Source organism: Arthrobacter sp. SDTb3-6 (genome assembly GCF_013376095.1).
Taxonomy (GTDB): Bacteria; Actinomycetota; Actinomycetes; order Actinomycetales; family Micrococcaceae; genus Specibacter.
In genome coordinates this window covers 108,285-126,881 of the sequence record NZ_JAAMFN010000004.1, presented here as the reverse complement: position 1 = coordinate 126,881, position 18,597 = coordinate 108,285, and the positions used below count along the sequence as shown (strand labels likewise).

General features: G+C 68.8%; 17 protein-coding genes and 2 tRNA genes. 8 read left to right on the top strand and 11 right to left on the bottom strand.

What is annotated here, in order from left to right:
- Window positions 1-32: 32 nt before the first annotated feature.
- Window positions 33-872 carry a phage holin family protein gene (locus tag G6035_RS03195; protein ID WP_176615623.1) on the bottom strand — a complete coding sequence of 280 codons (840 nt, stop codon included), beginning with the start codon at window positions 870-872 and terminating at the stop codon, window positions 33-35.
- A gap of 331 nt (window positions 873-1,203) precedes the next feature.
- Between G6035_RS03195 and G6035_RS03190 the strand changes: the two genes are divergently transcribed.
- Window positions 1,204-2,424 (top strand): multidrug effflux MFS transporter, encoded by a 1,221-nt coding sequence (locus tag G6035_RS03190; RefSeq protein WP_256127698.1) that lies wholly within the window; start codon window positions 1,204-1,206, stop codon window positions 2,422-2,424.
- 109 nt (window positions 2,425-2,533) lie between these two features.
- On the opposite strand, the gene G6035_RS03185 is transcribed toward G6035_RS03190, so the two are convergent.
- From G6035_RS03185 to dnaG, 3 genes are all read right to left on the bottom strand, one after another.
- Window positions 2,534-2,606 (bottom strand) — tRNA-Asn (locus tag G6035_RS03185).
- A gap of 109 nt (window positions 2,607-2,715) precedes the next feature.
- Window positions 2,716-2,791: transfer RNA gene (locus G6035_RS03180), tRNA-Asn, on the bottom strand.
- Between the two features lie 66 nt (window positions 2,792-2,857).
- The gene (dnaG, locus tag G6035_RS03175) at window positions 2,858-4,891 is read right to left on the bottom strand and encodes a DNA primase (protein WP_176615621.1); all 2,034 of its coding nucleotides are present in this window, start codon (window positions 4,889-4,891) and stop codon (window positions 2,858-2,860) included.
- 226 nt (window positions 4,892-5,117) lie between these two features.
- Here dnaG and G6035_RS03170 point away from each other — a divergent pair, with 226 nt between their 5' ends.
- The 4 genes from G6035_RS03170 (at window position 5,118) to G6035_RS03155 (ending at window position 7,611) form a co-directional block, all read left to right on the top strand.
- On the top strand, window positions 5,118-5,501 hold the full coding sequence (locus G6035_RS03170; protein WP_176615620.1) for a hypothetical protein: 384 nt from the start codon (window positions 5,118-5,120) through the stop codon (window positions 5,499-5,501).
- Window positions 5,502-5,563: 62 nt separating this feature from the next.
- A complete protein-coding gene (locus G6035_RS03165; protein WP_176615619.1) occupies window positions 5,564-5,944 on the top strand; it encodes a VOC family protein in 381 nt (126 codons plus the stop codon).
- Between the two features lie 118 nt (window positions 5,945-6,062).
- Window positions 6,063-6,851 carry an ABC transporter ATP-binding protein gene (locus G6035_RS03160; RefSeq protein WP_176615618.1) on the top strand — a complete coding sequence of 263 codons (789 nt, stop codon included), beginning with the start codon at window positions 6,063-6,065 and terminating at the stop codon, window positions 6,849-6,851.
- On the top strand, window positions 6,835-7,611 hold the full coding sequence (locus G6035_RS03155; protein WP_176615617.1) for an ABC transporter permease: 777 nt from the start codon (window positions 6,835-6,837) through the stop codon (window positions 7,609-7,611). Before G6035_RS03160 ends, G6035_RS03155 begins: the two co-directional genes overlap by 17 nt.
- Window positions 7,612-7,627: 16 nt before the next feature.
- Here G6035_RS03155 and G6035_RS03150 read toward each other — a convergent pair whose 3' ends face one another.
- From G6035_RS03150 to dusB, 3 genes are read right to left on the bottom strand one after another with little or no spacing between them, the layout of a single operon-like run.
- Complete coding sequence (locus G6035_RS03150) at window positions 7,628-8,902, bottom strand: deoxyguanosinetriphosphate triphosphohydrolase (protein WP_176615616.1); 1,275 nt, start codon at window positions 8,900-8,902, stop codon at window positions 7,628-7,630.
- 51 nt (window positions 8,903-8,953) lie between these two features.
- The gene (locus G6035_RS03145; protein WP_176615615.1) at window positions 8,954-9,253 is read right to left on the bottom strand and encodes a hypothetical protein; all 300 of its coding nucleotides are present in this window, start codon (window positions 9,251-9,253) and stop codon (window positions 8,954-8,956) included.
- A 33-nt stretch (window positions 9,254-9,286) separates the two neighbouring features.
- Complete coding sequence (dusB, locus tag G6035_RS03140; protein ID WP_176615614.1) at window positions 9,287-10,468, bottom strand: tRNA dihydrouridine synthase DusB; 1,182 nt, start codon at window positions 10,466-10,468, stop codon at window positions 9,287-9,289.
- Window positions 10,469-10,671: 203 nt separating this feature from the next.
- Between dusB and G6035_RS03135 the strand changes: the two genes are divergently transcribed.
- The 3 genes from G6035_RS03135 to G6035_RS03125 are packed head-to-tail and all read left to right on the top strand — an operon-like array spanning window position 10,672 to window position 13,757.
- Window positions 10,672-11,868: a type III polyketide synthase gene (locus tag G6035_RS03135; protein WP_176615613.1), complete on the top strand. Its 1,197-nt coding sequence runs from the start codon at window positions 10,672-10,674 to the stop codon at window positions 11,866-11,868.
- 4 nt (window positions 11,869-11,872) lie between these two features.
- On the top strand, window positions 11,873-12,577 hold the full coding sequence (locus G6035_RS03130; RefSeq protein ID WP_176615612.1) for a class I SAM-dependent methyltransferase: 705 nt from the start codon (window positions 11,873-11,875) through the stop codon (window positions 12,575-12,577).
- On the top strand, window positions 12,570-13,757 hold the full coding sequence (locus G6035_RS03125; RefSeq protein ID WP_371130815.1) for an FAD-dependent oxidoreductase: 1,188 nt from the start codon (window positions 12,570-12,572) through the stop codon (window positions 13,755-13,757). The genes G6035_RS03130 and G6035_RS03125 overlap by 8 nt, the downstream gene beginning before the upstream one ends.
- On the opposite strand, the gene G6035_RS03120 is transcribed toward G6035_RS03125, so the two are convergent.
- The 4 genes from G6035_RS03120 to G6035_RS03105 all read right to left on the bottom strand — a co-directional run bounded on the left by G6035_RS03120 (window position 13,751) and on the right by G6035_RS03105 (window position 18,479).
- A complete protein-coding gene (locus tag G6035_RS03120; RefSeq protein ID WP_176615611.1) occupies window positions 13,751-14,434 on the bottom strand; it encodes a hypothetical protein in 684 nt (227 codons plus the stop codon). The two genes, G6035_RS03125 and G6035_RS03120, sit on opposite strands and share 7 nt — an antisense overlap.
- A 287-nt stretch (window positions 14,435-14,721) precedes the next feature.
- Window positions 14,722-15,960 carry a YibE/F family protein gene (locus tag G6035_RS03115; protein WP_176615610.1) on the bottom strand — a complete coding sequence of 413 codons (1,239 nt, stop codon included), beginning with the start codon at window positions 15,958-15,960 and terminating at the stop codon, window positions 14,722-14,724.
- A 138-nt stretch (window positions 15,961-16,098) separates the two neighbouring features.
- Window positions 16,099-17,091, bottom strand: a complete 993-nt coding sequence (locus tag G6035_RS03110) for a GNAT family N-acetyltransferase (protein ID WP_176615609.1) — start codon at window positions 17,089-17,091, stop codon at window positions 16,099-16,101.
- Window positions 17,092-17,093: 2 nt separating this feature from the next.
- Window positions 17,094-18,479, bottom strand: coding sequence for a glycine--tRNA ligase (locus G6035_RS03105; protein ID WP_176615608.1), 1,386 nt, complete (start codon window positions 18,477-18,479; stop codon window positions 17,094-17,096).
- Between the last annotated feature and the right edge of the window lie 118 nt (window positions 18,480-18,597).

Genomic DNA, 18,597 nt, shown 5'->3' with positions numbered 1-18,597 from the left:
CCCCCCGCTGTCCGGCGGCACGTCCAAGGAATTCACTTCTTGAACAACTTTCGCAGGAACACGACGCAGGCGGCAGCCGACACGGCGAAGACAGCGAGTGGTTTCCATCGCGTTTTGGCAGTTTCCAGCCCGTGCGACAGGGCGCCGGTGGCGGCCGCCCGGGCAGATTCGGCGGCCCGCCCCTTGGCAAGGTCCACGTAATGGGCGGCCTGCTTCTTCACGTCCGCCTGCTCCAGCAGTTCCTCCCGCAGCAGCCCAAGGTGTTCGCGGCGCACCTCGGTGCGTTTGATCAGTTCGTCCTGGCTTGCCTTGGGGCCATGCTCGGCTGCCTTGGCCGCCTGCTCGGCGCCGGCCTTCTCCTTGGCCGCCTCCTTCGCCGCCTTCCTGGCCTTCTTCTCCGCCTTGCTCAACGTCTTGTGCTCGAGGGTGCTGGCATCAAAGGTGCGGCCCTCCTTGGCAATGCCCAGGTCGTGGCGGATCCCGCGCCAGGCATTTTCGGGCAACAGCGGCAGCAGGGCCTTGAATTTCCCGTAGGCGACGAGGGCCGCAATGGCCGTCAAGACGAGGAAGGCTGCACTGATGACCAACGCCGAGAGCCACAACGGCAGGACCGTGCCGAGTCCGGCAACGGCGGCAACCACCAGGGCAATGACGAGCAGTGCCAGGAACACCAGGGCCAGTACGGCGAACACCGCGATGCCGCCCAGGCGGGACTTTTTGTTCCCCAGCTCAAGTTTGGCCAGTTCAATTTCATCGTTGACCTGGCGTGGCACGAGCCGGGCGGTCGTCTTGACCGCCTCCACGAGATTTGGACCTGCGACCACCTTCAGGTCTTTCGAGCCCGTGTGCACTGCCTGCTGTGCCACTGCCATGAGACCGCCTCCAATATTTACTTCCGCGCCCGTTCGCACGGACGGCGGAATCTTGTTGCGCCCATGTGATGCGGCGCTGCCGTAAACACAAAATTACCATCCATGGGCGGCAAAGATTCCACCCTTCGGGGAATAGCTGCCCCAGCAACGGTGTTGCCCCCAGCGTGTCGTGGCCTTTTGTGACATGGGGACATTTGTTCCACACTTCATTCCGGCCCTGCACAATTTGCGCATAGCATGGGCAGGCAGTCGTCTTTTTTGCGATATTGCCATGGCAGGCTCCCGCACCTCCTTTCCCGCGTTTCTTCCAGCCAGCAAGGATCCTTCGTTCTTGACCCCGATTACCCACCCCGGCGACAGCCTGTCCCGCCGGCAAAAACTCATCTACGTCCTGGTGCTGGGCCTGCTCACCGCCCTGGGCCCGTTCACGATTGACCTGTACCTGCCGGCCTTCCCCGGGATCGGCCGCGAACTCAACGTCAGTGCCGCAGCCGTGCAGCTGACACTGACGGCCACCACCATCGGCTTTGCCGCCGGCCAGCTGATCGTGGGCCCCTTCAGCGACAAGTTCGGCCGACGGATGCCGCTGATCCTGGCCACGGCCTTGCACGTTGCCGCTTCGGTCGGCGCGGCCCTGTCCACCGACATCACCATGCTGGGGGTCTTCCGCGCCCTGCAGGGCATCGGCGCGGCAGGCGGCGGCGTGGTGGCCATGGCCATGATCCGCGACCTGTTCGGCGGCTACCGCCTGGTCCGGATGCTCTCCTACATGTCGCTGGTCAACGGCATGGCGCCCATTTTTGCCCCTGTCATCGGTTCCCAGCTGCTGGGCATCATGGACTGGCCCGGCATCTTCTGGTTCCTGGCCGGCTACGGCGCCCTGGTGGTGGTGGCCGCCTTCGTCTTCATCGTTGAGACCCGGCCGCGTGACCTGCGCAGGTCCGACGGCGTCCGTGTCACCGACCGCTACAAGACCGTGTTCAGCGACCGGATCTTTGTGGGCACCCTGTTCGTGGGCGGGCTGAATTTCGCCGCCCTGTTCACCTACCTCTCGGCGTCGACGTTCCTGTTCCAGGCCAGCTACGGGTTTTCCCCGCAGCAGTACGGCTTCCTCTTTGCGGCCAACTCGCTGGGCGTGGTGGCCGGCGTGCAGACTGCGGCGCGGCTCATGCGCCGCGCCGGCCCGCAGTGGGTCATTGCCTGGGCCACCGTGGCCCAGGTGGTGGCAGCCGCCGCCATGGTGGTGTTTGACCAGCTGCACCTTGGCCTGTGGGGTGTGATCGTGCCGCTCTGGTTCTTCATTGCGGCCACCGGCTTCATGTTTCCATCCGTGCAGGTGCTGGGCCTGGCCCGCAACGGCCGCCAGGCGGGAACAGCGGCCTCCCTGCTGGGAGCGGTCACCTTCGGTTTCGCGGGGTTGATCACCCCCGTGGTGGGCCTGGTGGGCGTGCGCACCGCAACGCCCATGGCCGTCATCATGGGCAGCGCGATCCTGCTGGCCATGGCCGCCCTGTGGATCATTGTCCGGCCGCGCACGGTCCCGGCCCTTTAAGGCCCAGCCGCTGTAAGGCCAGGCACTGTAAGGCCAGGCACTGTTGGGCCGGGCAAAAATAAAATTGGCCCCGCACCCTCAAGGGGTGTGGGGCCAATCTTTTGCCTTGCTCCTCCGACTGGACTTGAACCAGTAACCCTTCGATTAACAGTCGAATGCTCTGCCAATTGAGCTACGGAGGAATGAAGCAGGAATATCCCAATCGGCACATTGCATAAATGAAATGCACCCCTTGTTTTTTGCCTGCTGCGCGTGTGTCCGGTTTGGCTTCCGGAAATCCCTGAATGGGATTGGCTCCTCTGACTGGACTTGAACCAGTAACCCTTCGATTAACAGTCGAATGCTCTGCCAATTGAGCTACAGAGGATCGCGCAGGAACAACAATAACAAAGGCCGGCGCCGTTGCGAAATCGGCGCGCCCGCGCCGGCCGGGTCAATCGCCGCGCAGGGCCCGGCGTGCCATTTCCAGCTCCATGAGCTCGCGCTGGAGCAGCTGGTACCCCTCCGGATCCACGGCCGGATCCATGCGCTGCAGGGCGCCGAGCCGCTCCTGCTTCAGCTTGGTGATCTGCCCTTCGAAAAGCCGGCGCAGCATCGCGCGGCAATACCGTTCCAGGGACTCGTCAGCCTTCGTGGGCAGCGGGCTCATGGCCAGCTCGGCAACGAGGTTCCCCAGCTCCCCCGGCACGTTGGCCCGCACGGCTTCCAGCCACTGGGACGAGGCTGCCAGCGATTCCCCCGCAGCGGCAATCCCGGCATGGATGGCCTGGTATGCGGAAACCTGGAATTCCGTGGCGGCAAAATGCTGCCAATTGCCTGCCGTCAGCAGCCCCGGGTGCTGGAGCACCACCTCCAGCGCCTCCCGCTCCATGCGGGCCTGGGGGTCGCGCGGGTCCGGACGGGGGAACCTCGGTTGGGCCGGCTCCTGGGCCGGTGCGACGCCGGTCCGGCCAGCGGCAGGCTGCCCGCCGTGCGCATGCTGCCCCTGGGCGTGTGCCCCGCGGGAGGGGGCGCCGTTCCCGGCCTGGCGCTGGGAGGCGGCGGGGCCGGCGTCGTACGGGGCACGTGGGGCGGGCGCCTGCCCGGCAACCGGCCGCGGGCTGCCAGGTGCGCCGGGCCGGGCAGCGCCGGCATGGGCGCGCTTCTCGGCGCCCTTGACGGCACGCAGGACTTCGTTGGGGTCGGCGATGCCCAGCCAGCCGGCCAGTTCCTGGCTGTAGCCGATCCGGGTGGAGCCGTCGCGGATTCCCGCCACCACCGGCGCGGAGGCCCGCAGCCCGCTGACGCGCCCCTCCACCGTGCTGAGGTCAAACTTGGCCAGGGTGGAGCGGATGGCGAATTCAAACAAGGGGCGGCGGGAGCGGATCAGGGAGTGGACGGCCTCGTCGCCGCGGCGCTGGCGCAGCTCGCAGGGGTCGGCCCCGGTGGGTTCCACGGCCACGTACGTCTGGGCGATGAAGCGCTGGTCCTCGTCGAAGGCCTTCAAGGCGGCCTTCTGCCCGGCGGCGTCGCCGTCGAAGGTGAACACCACCTCCCCGCCCGTGCCGTCGTCGGAGAGCAGGCGGCGGGCCACCTTGATGTGGTCGGCGCCGAAGGCGGTGCCGCAGGTGGCCACCGCCGTGTCCACCCCGGCCAGGTGGCAGGCCATGACGTCCGTGTAGCCTTCCACGACCACCAGCTGGCGCTTTGAGGCAATGTTCTTCTTGGCCAGGTCGATCCCGTAGAGGACCTGCGATTTCTTGTACAGGGTGGTTTCAGGGGTGTTCAGGTACTTGGGGCCCTGGTCGTCGTCGAACAGCTTGCGGGCGCCGAAGCCCACCGTGTCCCCGGCAATGTCCCGGATGGGCCAGATGAGGCGGCCGCGGAAGCGGTCGTAAATGCCCCGCTGGCCCTCGGAGAACATGCCGGTGAGCTTCAGTTCCTCCTGGGTGAATCCCTTTCCCGAAAGGTGCTTCAACAGGGAGTCCCAGCCCTGCGGGGCGAAGCCGACGCCAAACCGGTCCGCAGCGCTGCGTTCAAAGCCGCGCTCGGCCAGGAACGCCCGTCCCGCGGCCGCCGCGGGCGTGAGAAGCTGTGCCCGGAAGAACTCCCCGGCAATCTTGTGGGCGTCCAGGAGCCGCTGCCTGCGCCCCACCTCCTCGCGACGCGGGCCGGTGCCGCCGTCCTCGTAATGGAGTTCGTAGCCGATACGCCCGGCCAGCTTTTCCACGGCTTCCGAAAAGGGGATGTGGTCCATTTTTTGGATGAAGGAGATGACGTCGCCGCTCTCCTGGCAGCCGAAGCAGTGGAAGTACCCCATCTGCGGGCGCACGTGGAAGGAGGGGCTGCGCTCGTCATGGAACGGGCACAGGCCCTTGAAGGAGCCGATGCCGGCCGACTTCAGGGTGACGTAGGCGTCGACGACTTCCTTCAGGTCGGTGCGCGTGCGCACCTCATCTATGTCTTCCCGCTTGATCAACCCAGCCACCCGGCCAGTTTACGTGAGTTTGTCCGCCCCCGGCCCCGGGCAGCCGGCCGCTGTGGGGATCGCCCGCCAGTGACCGGAAACGCACACCCTGGTGGCTGGAATCACCGCCGTTTCAGGCCTGGACGCCCCTTGGCGCCGATAGAATTTAACTACCCCCCAATGGCGTGGACTTCCGGGCCGCCGGCCGGGAAAACCACCCCACACCATTTCCAAGGGAGCCTCCACAGTGTTTCAGTCCGTGCGCAGCAACGTCCGTCACGCCAGCCACCAGGGCATGTTTGCGTCCGTGCGCCGCAGCGTCGGTTCGGACATCCTGCTGGCCCGCCACGGCAGCGCCATTTCCTCGATGCGCCTGGACCGCGCCAACGCCCGGGTGGTGGCACGGCTGTCCGACGGAACCTTTGACAGCGCCCCCAACCTGATCGACCCGGAGCTGCACATGCCCGGCCGCCTTGACGACGACGCCAAGCTCATCGCCGCCGTCTGCGCCGCCACCGTGGGCCTGGCAGCCGTGATGGCCGCCGTCGTCGGCATGGTGTTCTCCTTCGCCAGCCCCGAACAGCTGGCCAATTTCACCGCAGCCCTGGGCAGCTACTCCGCCGGCATGTAACCGCAGCGCCTGTGGTGACAGGCCTGTGGTGGTGCCGCCGCGGCAGTGGTAGCCTCGGCCCCATGATCGGGCGCCTGCACCACCTTGTCATCGACTGCCCCGACCCCGACGCGCTGGCCGGTTTTTATGCTGCGCTGCTCGGACAGCCCGTCACGTACCGTTCACCGGGCTTTGTGGTCGTCGCCGGGAACAGCCACAGCTCCGGACTCGCCTTCCAGCTCGCCCCCGGCCATGTGCCGCCCCGCTGGCCGGACCCCGCCCACCCGCAGCAAATGCACCTGGACGTGATGGTCGACGACGTCGCTGCCGCCCGCCCGCGCGTCCTCGCCCTGGGCGCATCGCAGCTGGGCGGCCCCGGCTCCACGGTGTTCGCCGACCCCGCCGGGCACCCCTTTTGCCTGGTTCCACGCCCCGGCTGGGCCGCCCCCATCAGGACGGACTGACGACCCCGGCGGCCACAGAAAACGAACGCCGAATCCACAGGAGATCCCCAGCATCCGCTCTTAGCGTTGGCACTAATGCGCAGGCGCCCGGCCCCGCAGCGTGGAAAGGATGTGCGGCATGTCCGAGGGGGATGTACCTGCCACGCTTCCCGTCCTGCAGGTGGACCAATTGGAGGTCGCCTACGGTGCCCGCACCGCCGTCGCCGGTATCAGTTTTGACATCCGCCCGGGCGAGATCTTCGGCCTGCTGGGCCCCAACGGCGCGGGGAAGACCAGCACCCTGAGCGCCATCGAGGGCCTGCTACGGCCACGCTCGGGGTTTCTGCTGGTGGACGGCCTCGACGTCTCGGAGCACCCGCTCGAGGCGAAGGCCCGCCTGGGCGTGCAGCTGCAAACCTCCAGCTTTCAGGCCGAGCTGGGCATTGAACAAATCGTCAGGCTCTTTGCGGGTCTCTACGGTGCGCGGCTCGACCGGGACCAGCTGCGCACCGCCCTCGAGCAGATCGGGCTTGGCGGGGAACTGGGGCGGCGGTTCAAGCAGCTCTCCGGCGGCCAGCAGCAACGCCTGGCCCTCTTCATCGCGTCCGTCCACGAGCCGCGCCTGCTCCTGCTGGACGAGCCCACGGCCGGGCTGGACCCGCAGTCGCGCCGGCAGTTGTGGAACCGCATCGAGGCGTTGCGCGGCGAGGGCCGCAGCATCCTGCTCACCACCCATTCCATGGAGGAGGCACAGGCCGTCTGCGACCGGGTGGCGATCATCGACCACGGCGCGCTCGTGGCGCTCGCCACCCCTGCCGGGCTCATCGAGGAATACAAGTTCGATCCCCGCGTGGTCCAGGCGGCCCACGGGGAAGTGACCCTTGAAGACGTTTTCATTGGACTGACGGGAAGTGAAATCCGTGACTGACACCGGCACCGTCCGCCCGCCGCTCAACCTGGCCCTGCGCGCCCTGCTGCGCGCAGACGCCACCGTGCTGATGCGCAGCAAAATTTCGGCCACCTTGAGCATCCTGCTTCCCGTGGTCATCCTGGTTGCCACCACCTTTGGCAAGTCCCAGCACCGGCTGGGCGGGACCACCCTCACCATCGGCCTGGCCCTGGTCATCGGGCTGCTCACCTCCAGCATGCTCGGCTTCACGCTGGCCATCGCCGGCGACCGCGACACCGGCGTCCTGCAACGCCTGCATGCAGCGCCCGTCCCCACCTGGGCCATCATGGGCAGCCGCATGGGCGTCCAGGTGGCCGCCAACCTTGTCGGGTCCATCATTGTGGTGGTGGTCGGCGTCATCCTGCACGGGCTGGCCCTGGACGCGGGACAGGTCCTGCTGGTCCTGGGCGCTGCACTCCTGGGCGGCGTGACGTTCCTGTCCATCGGGCAGGCAGTGGTGGGGCTGGTGAAATCCTCCGCCGCCGTCCTGGCCGTCAGCCGGGTGATCTTCATTGTCCTGATCCTGCTGGGCCTTGTGGGTGGCACCGGGCTGCTGGGCGACACCCTCAAGTCCATCGCGGAGTGGACACCCGTGGGCGCCCTCATGACCTTGTTCGCCGACATCCTCAACCGGGCCGGCTGGAGCGCCCAGGACGGCTGGGCCCTGCTGGCCTGCGTGGCCTGGACCGTGGTGTGCGCCGGCATCGGCATCCGCTGGTTCCGCTGGGAATCCCGCTGACCCTCCGGCCGTGCGCCTAGAGGAGCGTGCGCTCCATCCCCACGAGGCGCTCGTGGAGGGCCAGGGCCGAGACATCGGTCAGTGAGGCGATCTGGTCGATGACCACCCGGAGCCGGGCGCCGTCGTCGTCCGCCTCCCGCCAGTCCGCGGCGAACATGGTCTCCAGGTGCGCGTCCCCCGTGGCGCTGAGCACGGCCACGAGCTCGCTGAGGATGTCCTGCTGGCGCTGGTAGATGGGCTGGCGGTGGTCGGTGGTCATGACGAAGGTGGTGGCCAGGCCCTTCATGACCGCGATCTCCACGGCCGTTTCCTGGGGCACGACGACGTCGGCCGCGTACCGCGTGAGCCGTCCCGTCCCGTAGATGGCCTGGGTGGCGGCGACGGCGCTCTGGCAGAAGCGGCCGATCAGCTGGCTGGTCATGTCCTTCAGCGCCGCCATCGACGCCCGGCTGCCGTCCGCGTGGCGCACCCAGACGTCGGCGGCCTCCAGCCGGGACAGGGCCGCGTCGATCTCCGCCGTGTCCACGCCGGGCAGGTACCACTGCTGCGTGTAGCCCAGGACGCGGTTACGCTGGTCCTGGTTGGCCAGCCACTTCAGCTGCACGTGGCCGGCAACAATGGCGTCCTCCACGTCGTGGACGGAGTAAGAGATGTCGTCGGCCAGGTCCATCACCTGCGCCTCGATGCAGGTCTTGCCGGCCGGGGCGGCGCGGCGCAGCCATTCAAACACGGGCAGGTCGTCGGCGTAGGCGCCGAACTTGCTGGTCCGGCGCCCGCCCACGAGCGGCGCGTCGGCCGCCAGCCAGGGGTACTTGGAGGAGGCGTCCAGGGAGGCGCGGGTCAGGTTCAGCCCGGCCGAACCGCCGTCGGGCCTGATCACCTTGGACTCCAGGCGGGTCAGCAGGCGCAGCGTCTGGGCGTTGCCCTCGAAGCCGCCAATGTCGTGGGAGAGGTCGTTGAGGACGGACTCGCCGTTGTGGCCGAACGGCGGGTGGCCAAGGTCGTGGGCGAGGCAGGCGGTGTCGACGACGTCGGGGTCGCAGCCGAGCGTGCGGCCCAGCTCGCGGCCGATCTGTGCCACCTCGAGGCTGTGCGTGAGGCGGGTGCGGACAAAGTCGTCGGTGTCCGGGGCCACCACCTGGGTCTTGGCCCCGAGCCGGCGCAGTGCCGAGGAGTGCAGGACCCGGGCGCGGTCCCGTTCGAAAACGGTGCGGAAGCTGTTCTTGTGGGCTTCCTGGACCCAGCGCTCCACGTCCGTGGGCGAATACTCTGGCTGCGCGGCGGTAGACATATCCCTTAGTTTAGGGCCATCGCGCCCCGGTCCGGGGACGGCCAGGGTGGCTCAGGGCAGGTGACGGTTGATCCAGCGCAGCGCCGGCCCGACAGCCGGGAGACGGTGCCAATTGCGCTGCATGACCGCCTGCCGGCCGCTGCGGACGGCCTGGACCCGCCACCGTGCCAGGACACCCTGGTCCGCGGCCTGCCGTTCCCGGGCCCGCTGCCGCAGCGAAATGGTGCAGTTCAGGCACACCCCGGCCTCGGGCCTGCTGCCGAGCCGGATGATCCCCGACTCCGGGAAGGTCCGCCCGCAGCACCAGCACAGTTGCTGCCCGGGCCCGCTGGCGTTATCCGCTGTGGTCATGGCTGCATGATCCCACGGCACGGCCGCGTTGCGCTACCCGCCGGAGACGTCCAGCTCCGCGCCGGCGATGTCCGTCCTTTGCAGGCCGCTGAGCGTGCGGTCCTTCAGCCAGCCGTCCGGCAGGGCGGTGCGCTTGGGGCTGCCGGCCCGCCCGCGGGGTCCCTCGGCGTCGGCGCCCGGATACGGGCTGTCCGCATCCAGCTGGTCCAGAAGCCCCCGCAGGACCTCAAGGGTGGGGACGGCGGCAAGCTGGGCGCGCAGGTCCCCGCCCACCACGTAGCCCTTGAAGTACCAGGCCATGTGCTTGCGGATGTCGCGCAGGGCCTTGTTTTCGTCGTCGAAGGTGTCCACGAGCAGTTCGGCGTGCCGGTAGACGGCGGCCGCCACCTCGGCCAGTCCCGGCCTGTGCCGTTTGTCGCTGCCCTCGAAGGCGGCCTTCAGGTCGCCGAACAGCCACGGGCGGCCCTGGCAGCCGCGGCCCACCACCACGCCGTCGACGCCGGTTTGGCGCACCATGGCGATGGCGTCCTCCGCGCTCCAGATGTCCCCGTTGCCCAGGACGGGCACGTCCGGCAGTGCCTCGCGGAGCCGGGCGATGGCCTCCCAGTCCGCCTGGCCGGAGTAGAACTGGCTGGCCGTGCGCCCGTGCAGCGCCACGGCGGCCACGCCGGCGTCGCGCGCGATGCGGCCGGCCTCCAGGTAGGTGAGGTGGTCATCGTCAATGCCCTTGCGCATCTTGATGGTCAGCGGCAGCCCGCCCTTGGACGCTTCGCGCACGGCGGTCTGGACGATCGCCGTAAACAGGTCCAGCTTCCAGGGCAGGGCCGCTCCCCCGCCGCGGCGCGTGACCTTGGCGACCGGGCAGCCGAAGTTCAGGTCGATGTGGTCCGCGTGGTCCTCCTCGACCAGCATGCGCACGGCCTTGCCCACCGTTTCGGGGTCCACGCCGTACAGCTGCACGGAGCGGATCTTCTCGTCGTCGTCGTGGCTGATCAGGCGCATGGACTCCGGGGTGCGCTCCACGAGTGCGCGGGAGGTGACCATTTCGGAGACAAAGACGCCGCCGCCGTGCTCGCGGCACAGGCGCCGGAACGCGGTGTTGGTGATGCCGGCCATGGGGGCGAGCACCACCGGCGTGTCCACGGTGATATTGCCCAGTTTGAGCGGCGGAAGGTCCAGTTTGGTGTCGCTGGCGGGGATGTCTGTAACAGTCACCCGACAATTCTCTCAAATGCGTCCAAATTAAGCGCCCGGCTGCCCTGGGGGCATCCACTGTACAGCTGTGGCGGTCCCGCCGGCACCGGGCCCGCCCGGACCGTACACTCGGCGGGATCCAACCCGCCAAAGCTGCACGCCGGGCGCCGCGCGCGGGCGCCGCCGCCATTGTGTTCTTCACCGGCGGCGCCTAAGAATGGACTATGACGGTCACGCTGAGGTCCCTGGAAACGGCAGTCCCCCCAACGATCCTGGTCCAGCCCGAGGCCCGCGACGTGTTTGCGGCCCAGCCCGGGCTGACGCGCCTGGGCCAACGGCTGGTCCGCACCTGCTTCGACTCCGCCGCGATCGACACCCGCCATACGGCCGTGGCGGAAATGTCCACCTCCTTCCGCAGCGAGACCCCGGTGTTTTTCGATGTCGACACCGGACTTTTGCTCACGCCCAGCACCAAGGAGCGCAACGACCTCTTCACGGTGGAGGCCACTGCCTTGTTCATTGAGGCCGCGACGAGGGCGCTGGACGCGTGCGACGGCGTGTCCGCGGCCGATGTGACGCACGTCGTCACGGTCTCCTGCACGGGCTTCTTCAACCCCGGGCCGGACTACAAGATTGTCCGGGCGCTGGGCATGCCGGCGTCGGTCCAGCGCTACCACCTCGGCTTCATGGGCTGCTATGCCGCGTTCCCCGCGCTGCGGGCGGCCAAGGCCTTTTGCGAAGCCGATCCCGACGCCGTGGTGCTGGTGGTTTCCGCCGAGCTGTGCTCGTTGCATGTGCGCACCTCCAACAACCCGGACACCATCATGGGCTCCTCCCTGTTTGCCGACGGTGCCGCCGCCGCGGTGGTCACGGCCCGGGACCTGCCGGACACGCAGCCGGGGATGGTGCTGGACCACTTTGAAACCGTGCTGACGCCGGTGGGCGAGGATTCGATGGCGTGGAACATTGGCGACCAGGGCTTTGAAATGGTGCTGGACAGCTACGTGCCGCGCATCATCGACGACCACATTGTGGGCGCCCTCGAGCCGCTGCTGGCGCACGAGCCGGCCCTGGCCGGGCAGCCGTACCGGGACATCCGGCACTGGGCCATCCACCCCGGCGGGCGCAGCATCCTGGACAAGGTGGAGGCCAAGCTCGGGCTCTCCGAGGACCAGCTGGTGCCGGCCCGGGAGACGCTGCGCAACTACGGCAACATGAGCAGCGCCACCGTGATGTTCGTCCTCAAGCACATTCTGGACCAGCCCGCGGCGGAGCCTTCCGAAAGCATCTGCGCCATGGCGTTTGGTCCGGGCCTGACGGTGGAAACGGGCCTGTTCACCAAGGTCTCCCCGGGGTCGGGCCGCACCATGGAGGGTGCCGCCGCGCACAGCGCCGTCCTGGACAACGCTGCCCGGGTCTGAGTCCATGCCGTTCTTGCAGGAACGCGCCACGGACGCACGCGAGGAAATGGACCGGCCGGATTGCGACCCCGTCCGGCTCGCACGCACCTACGCCCAATTTCCACGGGTCAATGCCGTGGTTTCGGGGTCGCGGGCCGTGTACCGCGACCGGATCCGGCCCCTGCTCTCCCCCACCACGGCCACCACGCTGCTGGACGTCGGCTGCGGCGGCGGGGACATTGCCCGCCGGCTGGCCCGGTGGGCGGAGCACGACTCCTTCCTGCTGGACATCACCGCGATCGACCCCGACCAGCGCGCCCTCGACTTCGCCACGGCACGGCCCGGGCGCCCCCGGCTGGCGTTCCGCCGCGCCTACAGCTCGGACCTTGTCCGCGAGGGCGCGTTCTTCGACCTGGTCATCTCCAACCACATGCTCCACCACCTGGCCCCGGCCGAGCTGCAGGGCCTGCTGTCCGATTCCGAACGGCTCGCCACACGCGCCGTCATCCACGGCGACATTGCCAGAAGCCCGGCAGCCTATGCCTTGTTCGCGGCCGGCACGCTGCCCTTCTTTCCGGGCTCCTTCATCCGCTGCGACGGCCTGACCTCCATCCGGCGCAGCTACACGCCGGCGGAACTGCGCGCCGTGGTCCCCCCGGGCTGGACCGTCCGGCGCGAAAGGCCGTTCCGCCTGGTGCTGCAGTTCACGCCCGGGGCTGCCCGTGGCTGAAATTCCAGGACCCGAGCTGCTCGACGTGGCCATTGTGGGCGGCGGGCCGGTGGGGATGTTCCTTGGCATCCTGCTGGCCCGGCAGGGACTGTCCTTCCGGATCCTGGAGCAGCGCGCCGGGTCAAGCCCGCATTCGCGCGCCATCGGCATCCACCCGCCGGCCCTGGCCGCCCTGGCGCAGGCGGGCGTGGGGGCGGCGCTGGATGCCGAAGGCGTCCACATCCGGGACGGCGTTGCCCGCAGCCGCGGCCGGCTGGTCCAGGGGCTCTCCTTCGCCGACGCCTCACCCGCCTCGCCGCACATCCTGACGCTCCAGCAGGCGCGCACCGAGGCCATCCTGGAGGCCCGGCTGCGCGAACTCGCCCCGGGCGCCCTGCTGCGCGGCGTGCACGTGCAGTCCATGCACGACGCCGGCACGCACGTCGAGCTGGCAGCCTCCCCCGCAGCCGGGGACCCGGACGGGGCCACCTGCCGGGCGAGGCTGGTGGTGGGGGCCGACGGCGGGCACTCCACCATCCGCCGGGAGCTCGGCATCGCCACCACGGGACGCGAGTACCCCGACACGTACCTGATGGGCGACTTCCCCGACACCGGCAGCGACGGGGCCACGGCCGTGCTGTACCTGGAGCCGGGCGGGATCGTGGAATCCTTTCCGCTTCCGGACGGGTTGCGCCGCTGGGTGGTGCACACGGATTCGCTGTTGGAGGGCGCCTCGGCGCGGGAGCTGGCGGCCTTGATCCGCCGGCGCACCGGCACGTCAGTGGACGCCGCCGCCAACAGCATGCTGAGCGCCTTTGGCGTGCGGTCCAGGATGGCCGTGCGGATGGTGCAGGGCCGGGCGGTGCTGGTGGGCGACGCGGCGCACCAGGTGAGCCCGATTGGCGGGCAGGGCATGAACCTGGGCTGGCTGGACGCCGCGGCGCTGGCGCCGGTCATCGGCTCTGCGCTGCGCGGCCGGCCCACCGGGTTGCTGCTCGAAAGGTTCGAGAAGACGCGGATGTCCGCCGCCCGGCGTGCCTCCTGGCAGGCGGGACTAAACATGGCGCTGGGACGGCCCCTGCCGGCGTCGTGCCTGGAAGTGCGCAACGCAACGCTGGCCCGGGTGCTGCACAGCACCTGGCTGCGCAACGCCGTGGCGCGGCGCTTCACCATGCAGCCGGTGGGCCGGGCCCGTCAGTAGCCGGCCGGCCAGGCAAACGGCGCAGGCGCCTTGGCCGTCCCGGTGCCGCTGGTGATGACGATGTCGACGTCCTCGTGGTTGGCGAGCTGGATGGCGGCGGGGTTGCCTGCCTGCTTCTTGCCGTTGACGAAGGTGGTGATGGTATAGCCGCCGGAGGTGGAATAGGAGCCGACGCGGTTTGCCGTGAGCGCCACGTCCCATTCGGTGAAGACCTCGCCGAGGTTGAAGGGCTTCACGACGGGCGATTCGACGTGGATGATTCCGGTGGAGTCGTGGGTGTGGAGGGGCGAGATCATCTGGGCACCGAGGTCGATCCCGATGTCGCCGGGCACCATGATGGACCTGCCGTCGGCCGTGATGCCCAGGTGGGTGTGGATGTGTTCGGCCGTGCCCTCGGCCGTCAGCATGGTCAGCCCGGCGGCCTTGGCCCGGGCCGACGCGTCGGCCGGAGCAGCCCACGGCGGTGTCTGGGTGGAACCGTGTGAGGCGGAGACGGTTCCCTGGGGGGCCTGGCCGGATGCGGCGGCGTTGCCCGCGGAGTTGGTGCTGATCACCACCCCTGCAGCAACAACGACGGCCACGGCCGCCACTGCGCTGCCGGACCACGCCACGAGGCGGCGGCGGCGCGCCTTCTGGCGGGCGGCGGCGGTTTGCTTCCCGGTTGCCTTGGATTCCAAGCAAGTCTCCTTACGGCCGACACGGCGCCGGACCCGCTATTGATGTTCCCACGCCCCGGGGGCCGAAAGGCGCCGTTTCGGGTGTTTCACAGCCAATGCGGTGCAAATGCCCAGTCAGCGGGCAGGCACCTACAGACGCCCGGTTGCAATCGGGGCTGTTTTTCCACACGCCCGGTTGCAACCGGGGCACTATCGGCCAACGCTCCCGCAACGGCGTGCCGGAGCGTTGGCGAAAAACGCCCCGGTTGCAACCGAGCGTCGAGTCAGGCGGGCTGGAGGGCGTCGAGTCAGGCTGGCTGGAGGGCGTTGCGGCGGCCCGTGGCCTTCACCACGGCGACCGCGACCGCCGTCGTGACCGGAATGGCCAGGACCAGGCCAATGGAGCCGACCAGGATCCGCACCACTTCCTCCGCAAGCTCGGAGCTGGTCAGGGCGTCCAGCAACGGGCGGTCGTACAACGAAACGAGGATGAGCACGGGAAGGGCGCTGCCTGCGTAGGCGAAGGCGATGGTGTAGACGGTGGAGGCGATGTGGTCACGGCCAATGCGCATCGCTGACGTGAAAAGCGACCGGGCCGGGGTGTCCGGGGCCAGCTCGTACAGCTCCCACACCGCGGAGGACTGCGTGATGGTGACGTCGTTGAGCACGCCCAGGCCGGAAATGATCAACCCGCACAGGATCATCCCGGACAGCGACATCCCCTTCGTGAGGTTCAACAGCTGGTAGGCGTTGTCGCCGGCCGTTCCGGTCAGGGCGGCGGCGTCCACGGCCCAGCCGGCCAGCGCCGCCGTCGCGCCAAGCCCGAAGAGCGTGCCGAGCAGGGCGGTGGAGGTTCTGGCCGAAAAACCATGGGCAAAGTACAGCACGCCGAACATGATGGCGGACGAGCCCACCAGCGCCACGGCCAGCGGCGGTTTGCCCTCCACGAGTGCGGGCAGCACAAACCAGGCCAGTACGGCGAACGCACCGCCGAGCCCGACCATGGCACGCAGCCCGCGCCACCTGGCCACTGCGACAACCACCACGGCGTAGAGGACCGCCAGCAGGCCTATCGGCACCGTGCGGACAAAGTCCATGAACATGTACTGGGGCCCGGCCGCCTCCACGCCCGGGGCCACGTTGGGCAGCTTCAGGTAGCGGATGGTGTCGCCCGCGTTGACGCCGCGCGCCTGCACAATGTCCGGCGTGACGACGACGGGCACTTCCGCGCCGCCCCGGGCAGACGTGTGGGCGATGAAGCAGCTTTGCGACTGCTGGGCAGTCCCGGGGCACTTTTCCGTGGCGGTCCGCTGCACGGTGCCCTCCACAAAGGAGGCACCCTGCGCCGCCGCATAGGGGCTGCCGGCCGACGGCGCCTCCCCTCCCCCGCCGGGCCACAGCAGCACCATGGCCGCCACCGTCGCCACGGCCAGCGGCACCAGGATCCAGCTCAACAGCACCACGGCACGGCGCCGGGCATCAGAGCGCCGACGCAGCCCGGCCCGGCTCAAGGAGGAATCGTCAGGGTGCGAATGGGAATGGCCCATGGGCAGAAATCAGTCCTTCGGTTGGTCCGGCGGGCCGGGCCGGCATTTTTTGTAGGCGACGTCAAGGAGACAACTAAGGCCGCCCGCGGCCGTGGTGTCGGATAGTCGCCGGAAAAATGCCGGCCCGGTGCGGCCCGATTATTCGCCGACGACCAGCGTTTCCGTACCGCGGACCTTGGCCGCCCCGACCTCGATCATGGGATTGACGACGGCGGCCACGGCCTCCATGGAGTCGTCCAGTTCCAGCTGCACGGGGTACTGGTGGGTGATCAGCGCCAGGAGGTCGTACACGGCCTGCACGGCCGCGTCCCGCTCCAGCTTCGGCTCCACGCCCAGGAAGACTTCCGACGCCGGGGCTGCCGCGGCCGGGGCGTCCGGCGCACCGGGGCCCTGCGAGTAGCTGACGGCGAACGCCTCGATGCGGCCTTTCCGGCTTGGCTGGACGAAGGCACCGAAGGCGCTGGAAGGCTCGGCCCGCAGCACCAGGGCCCCGTGGGCGCCGGTGAGGTCGTCCAGGAACATCCGCTGCACGGCGCCCGGCGCCAGGGGCCCGGTGGGGTCCCACTGGTTGACCGCTTCGTAGTACCGCCCCACCACGTCCGTCAGTTCCACGGACCCCGTGGCCAGGTCCTGCACGCGGGCGGCGGCCTCGGCATCGGTGCCCTCGCCGAAAACGGGGAGCTTCAATGCGCCCGGCGCCACCTCCACCACCCGGTTGCGCTGCAGCACGGCCAGGCCCATCGCTTCGGCAAACGCCGCGCCCGGGGTGCCGGGGGCAATCTTGGTGCGCAACGCCGTCGTGCCGGCCAGGCCGGCGGCAACCGCAGCCGACGCCTCGCTGCGGAGCATGGTCAGCAGCGTGGCGCCCACGCCGGTGCGGCGGTGGTCGCGGGCCACCTCCACGTAGGCCCAGAGGCGGGCCGGGTGCAGCGTGGTGGAATACACGACGGCGGCCGCCACCGGGATGCCCTGGTCCTCGGCGACGATGGTGCGCCGCCACGGGTTGGCATCCTGTCCCGGCGCCAGTGCGGCGCGGAACTGGCCGGCCGCGGCGGAGTCGGCGTCGCCCCAGATTTCACGCAGGGTGAGGTCGTCGCCGTCACGCCACGGCCGGAAGGAAAGTTCAGCCACGCCTACGCACCCAGCAGGCGCGCGGCCAGGTAGGCCTGCACCTTGTCCAGGGAGACGCGGTCCTGGCTCATGGTGTCGCGTTCGCGGATGGTCACGGCGTTGTCCTCGAGGGTGTCGAAGTCGACGGTGATGCAGAACGGCGTGCCGATCTCGTCCTGGCGGCGGTAGCGGCGGCCGATGGCGCCGGCGTCGTCAAAGTCGATGTTCCAGTGCTTGCGCAGTTTGTTGGCCAGCTCCTTGGCCTTCGGGGACAGGTCCTCGTTGCGCGACAGCGGCAGCACGGCGGCCTTGACGGGGGCCAGGCGCGGGTCCAGCTTCAGCACGGTGCGCTTGTCCACGCCGCCCTTGGCATTGGGGGCCTCGTCCTCGACATAGGCGTCGACAAGGAACGCCATCATGGAGCGTGTCAGGCCGAAGGACGGCTCGATCACGAACGGCGTGTAGCGCTCCCCCGTGGCCTGGTTGAAGTAGCTCAGCTCGGTGCCGGAGCCCTTGGTGTGGGAGCCGAGGTCGTAGTCGGTGCGGTTGGCAACGCCCATGAGCTCCCCCCACTCCGAGCCCTGGAAGCCGAACTTGTATTCAAAGTCGATGGTGCCGGCGGAGTAGTGCGCACGTTCGTCCTCGGGGACGTCGAACTGGCGCATGTTTTCCGGGTTCATGCCCAGGTCCAGGAACCAGGCCCAGCACAGGTCGACCCATTCCTTAAACCACTTGTCGGCATCTTCCGGCGCGGTGAAGAACTCAATCTCCATCTGCTCGAATTCGCGCGTGCGGAAGATGAAGTTGCCGGGCGTGATCTCGTTGCGGAACGCCTTGCCGATCTGGCCGATGCCGAACGGGGGCTTCTTGCGGCTGGTGGTGAGCACGTTGTTGAAGTTCACGAAAATGCCCTGGGCAGTTTCGGGGCGCAGGTAATACAGGCCGGCGGCGGCATCCACCGGACCCAGGAACGTCTTGACCAGGCCGGAGAACAGCTGCGGCTCCGTCCACTGGCCCTTGGTGCCGCAGTCCGGGCACACGATCTCTTCCATGCCGTTTTCGGGCTGGCGCTTCTTCTTGGCCACAAAGGCCTCAATGAGGTGGTCCTGGCGGTGGCGCTTGTGGCACTGCGTGCACTCGACCAGCGGGTCCGTGAACGTGGCCACGTGTCCGGACGCTTCCCAGACGGCCTTGGGCAGGATGATGGACGAGTCCAGGCCCACCATGTCCTCACGGCCGCGCACAAAGGACTGCCACCATTCGCGCTTGATGTTTTCCTTCAGCTCAACGCCGAGGGGGCCGTAGTCCCAGGCCGAACGCGAACCGCCGTAAATTTCACCGGCCTGGAACACAAAGCCGCGACGTTTCGCGAGGGAAATGACCTGGTCAAGCTTGGATTGGGGCGCCACTTGCTACTCCTATTAATTACGAGGCCGCTGGGTGCGGTCCGTCCGGGGACAAGCCTACCGTCCGGGGGTGCGCGGGGCGGAATTGCGCCCCTGGGGACGAACCCGCCGCCAGTTGTGC

Excerpts from the sequence above, each read along its gene's own strand:
- G6035_RS03195 (WP_176615623.1), bottom strand. The coding sequence starts at position 872 with ATGGCAGTGGCACAGCAGGCAGTGCACACGGGCTCGAAAGACCTGAAG.
- G6035_RS03165 (WP_176615619.1), top strand. The coding sequence starts at position 5,564 with ATGATCGGGCGCCTGCACCACCTTGTCATCGACTGCCCCGACCCCGAC.
- G6035_RS03160 (WP_176615618.1), top strand. The coding sequence starts at position 6,063 with ATGTCCGAGGGGGATGTACCTGCCACGCTTCCCGTCCTGCAGGTGGAC.
- G6035_RS03150 (WP_176615616.1), bottom strand. The coding sequence starts at position 8,902 with ATGTCTACCGCCGCGCAGCCAGAGTATTCGCCCACGGACGTGGAGCGC.
- G6035_RS03145 (WP_176615615.1), bottom strand. The coding sequence starts at position 9,253 with ATGACCACAGCGGATAACGCCAGCGGGCCCGGGCAGCAACTGTGCTGG.
- G6035_RS03135 (WP_176615613.1), top strand. The coding sequence starts at position 10,672 with ATGACGGTCACGCTGAGGTCCCTGGAAACGGCAGTCCCCCCAACGATC.
- G6035_RS03130 (WP_176615612.1), top strand. The coding sequence starts at position 11,873 with ATGCCGTTCTTGCAGGAACGCGCCACGGACGCACGCGAGGAAATGGAC.
- G6035_RS03115 (WP_176615610.1), bottom strand. The coding sequence starts at position 15,960 with ATGGGCCATTCCCATTCGCACCCTGACGATTCCTCCTTGAGCCGGGCC.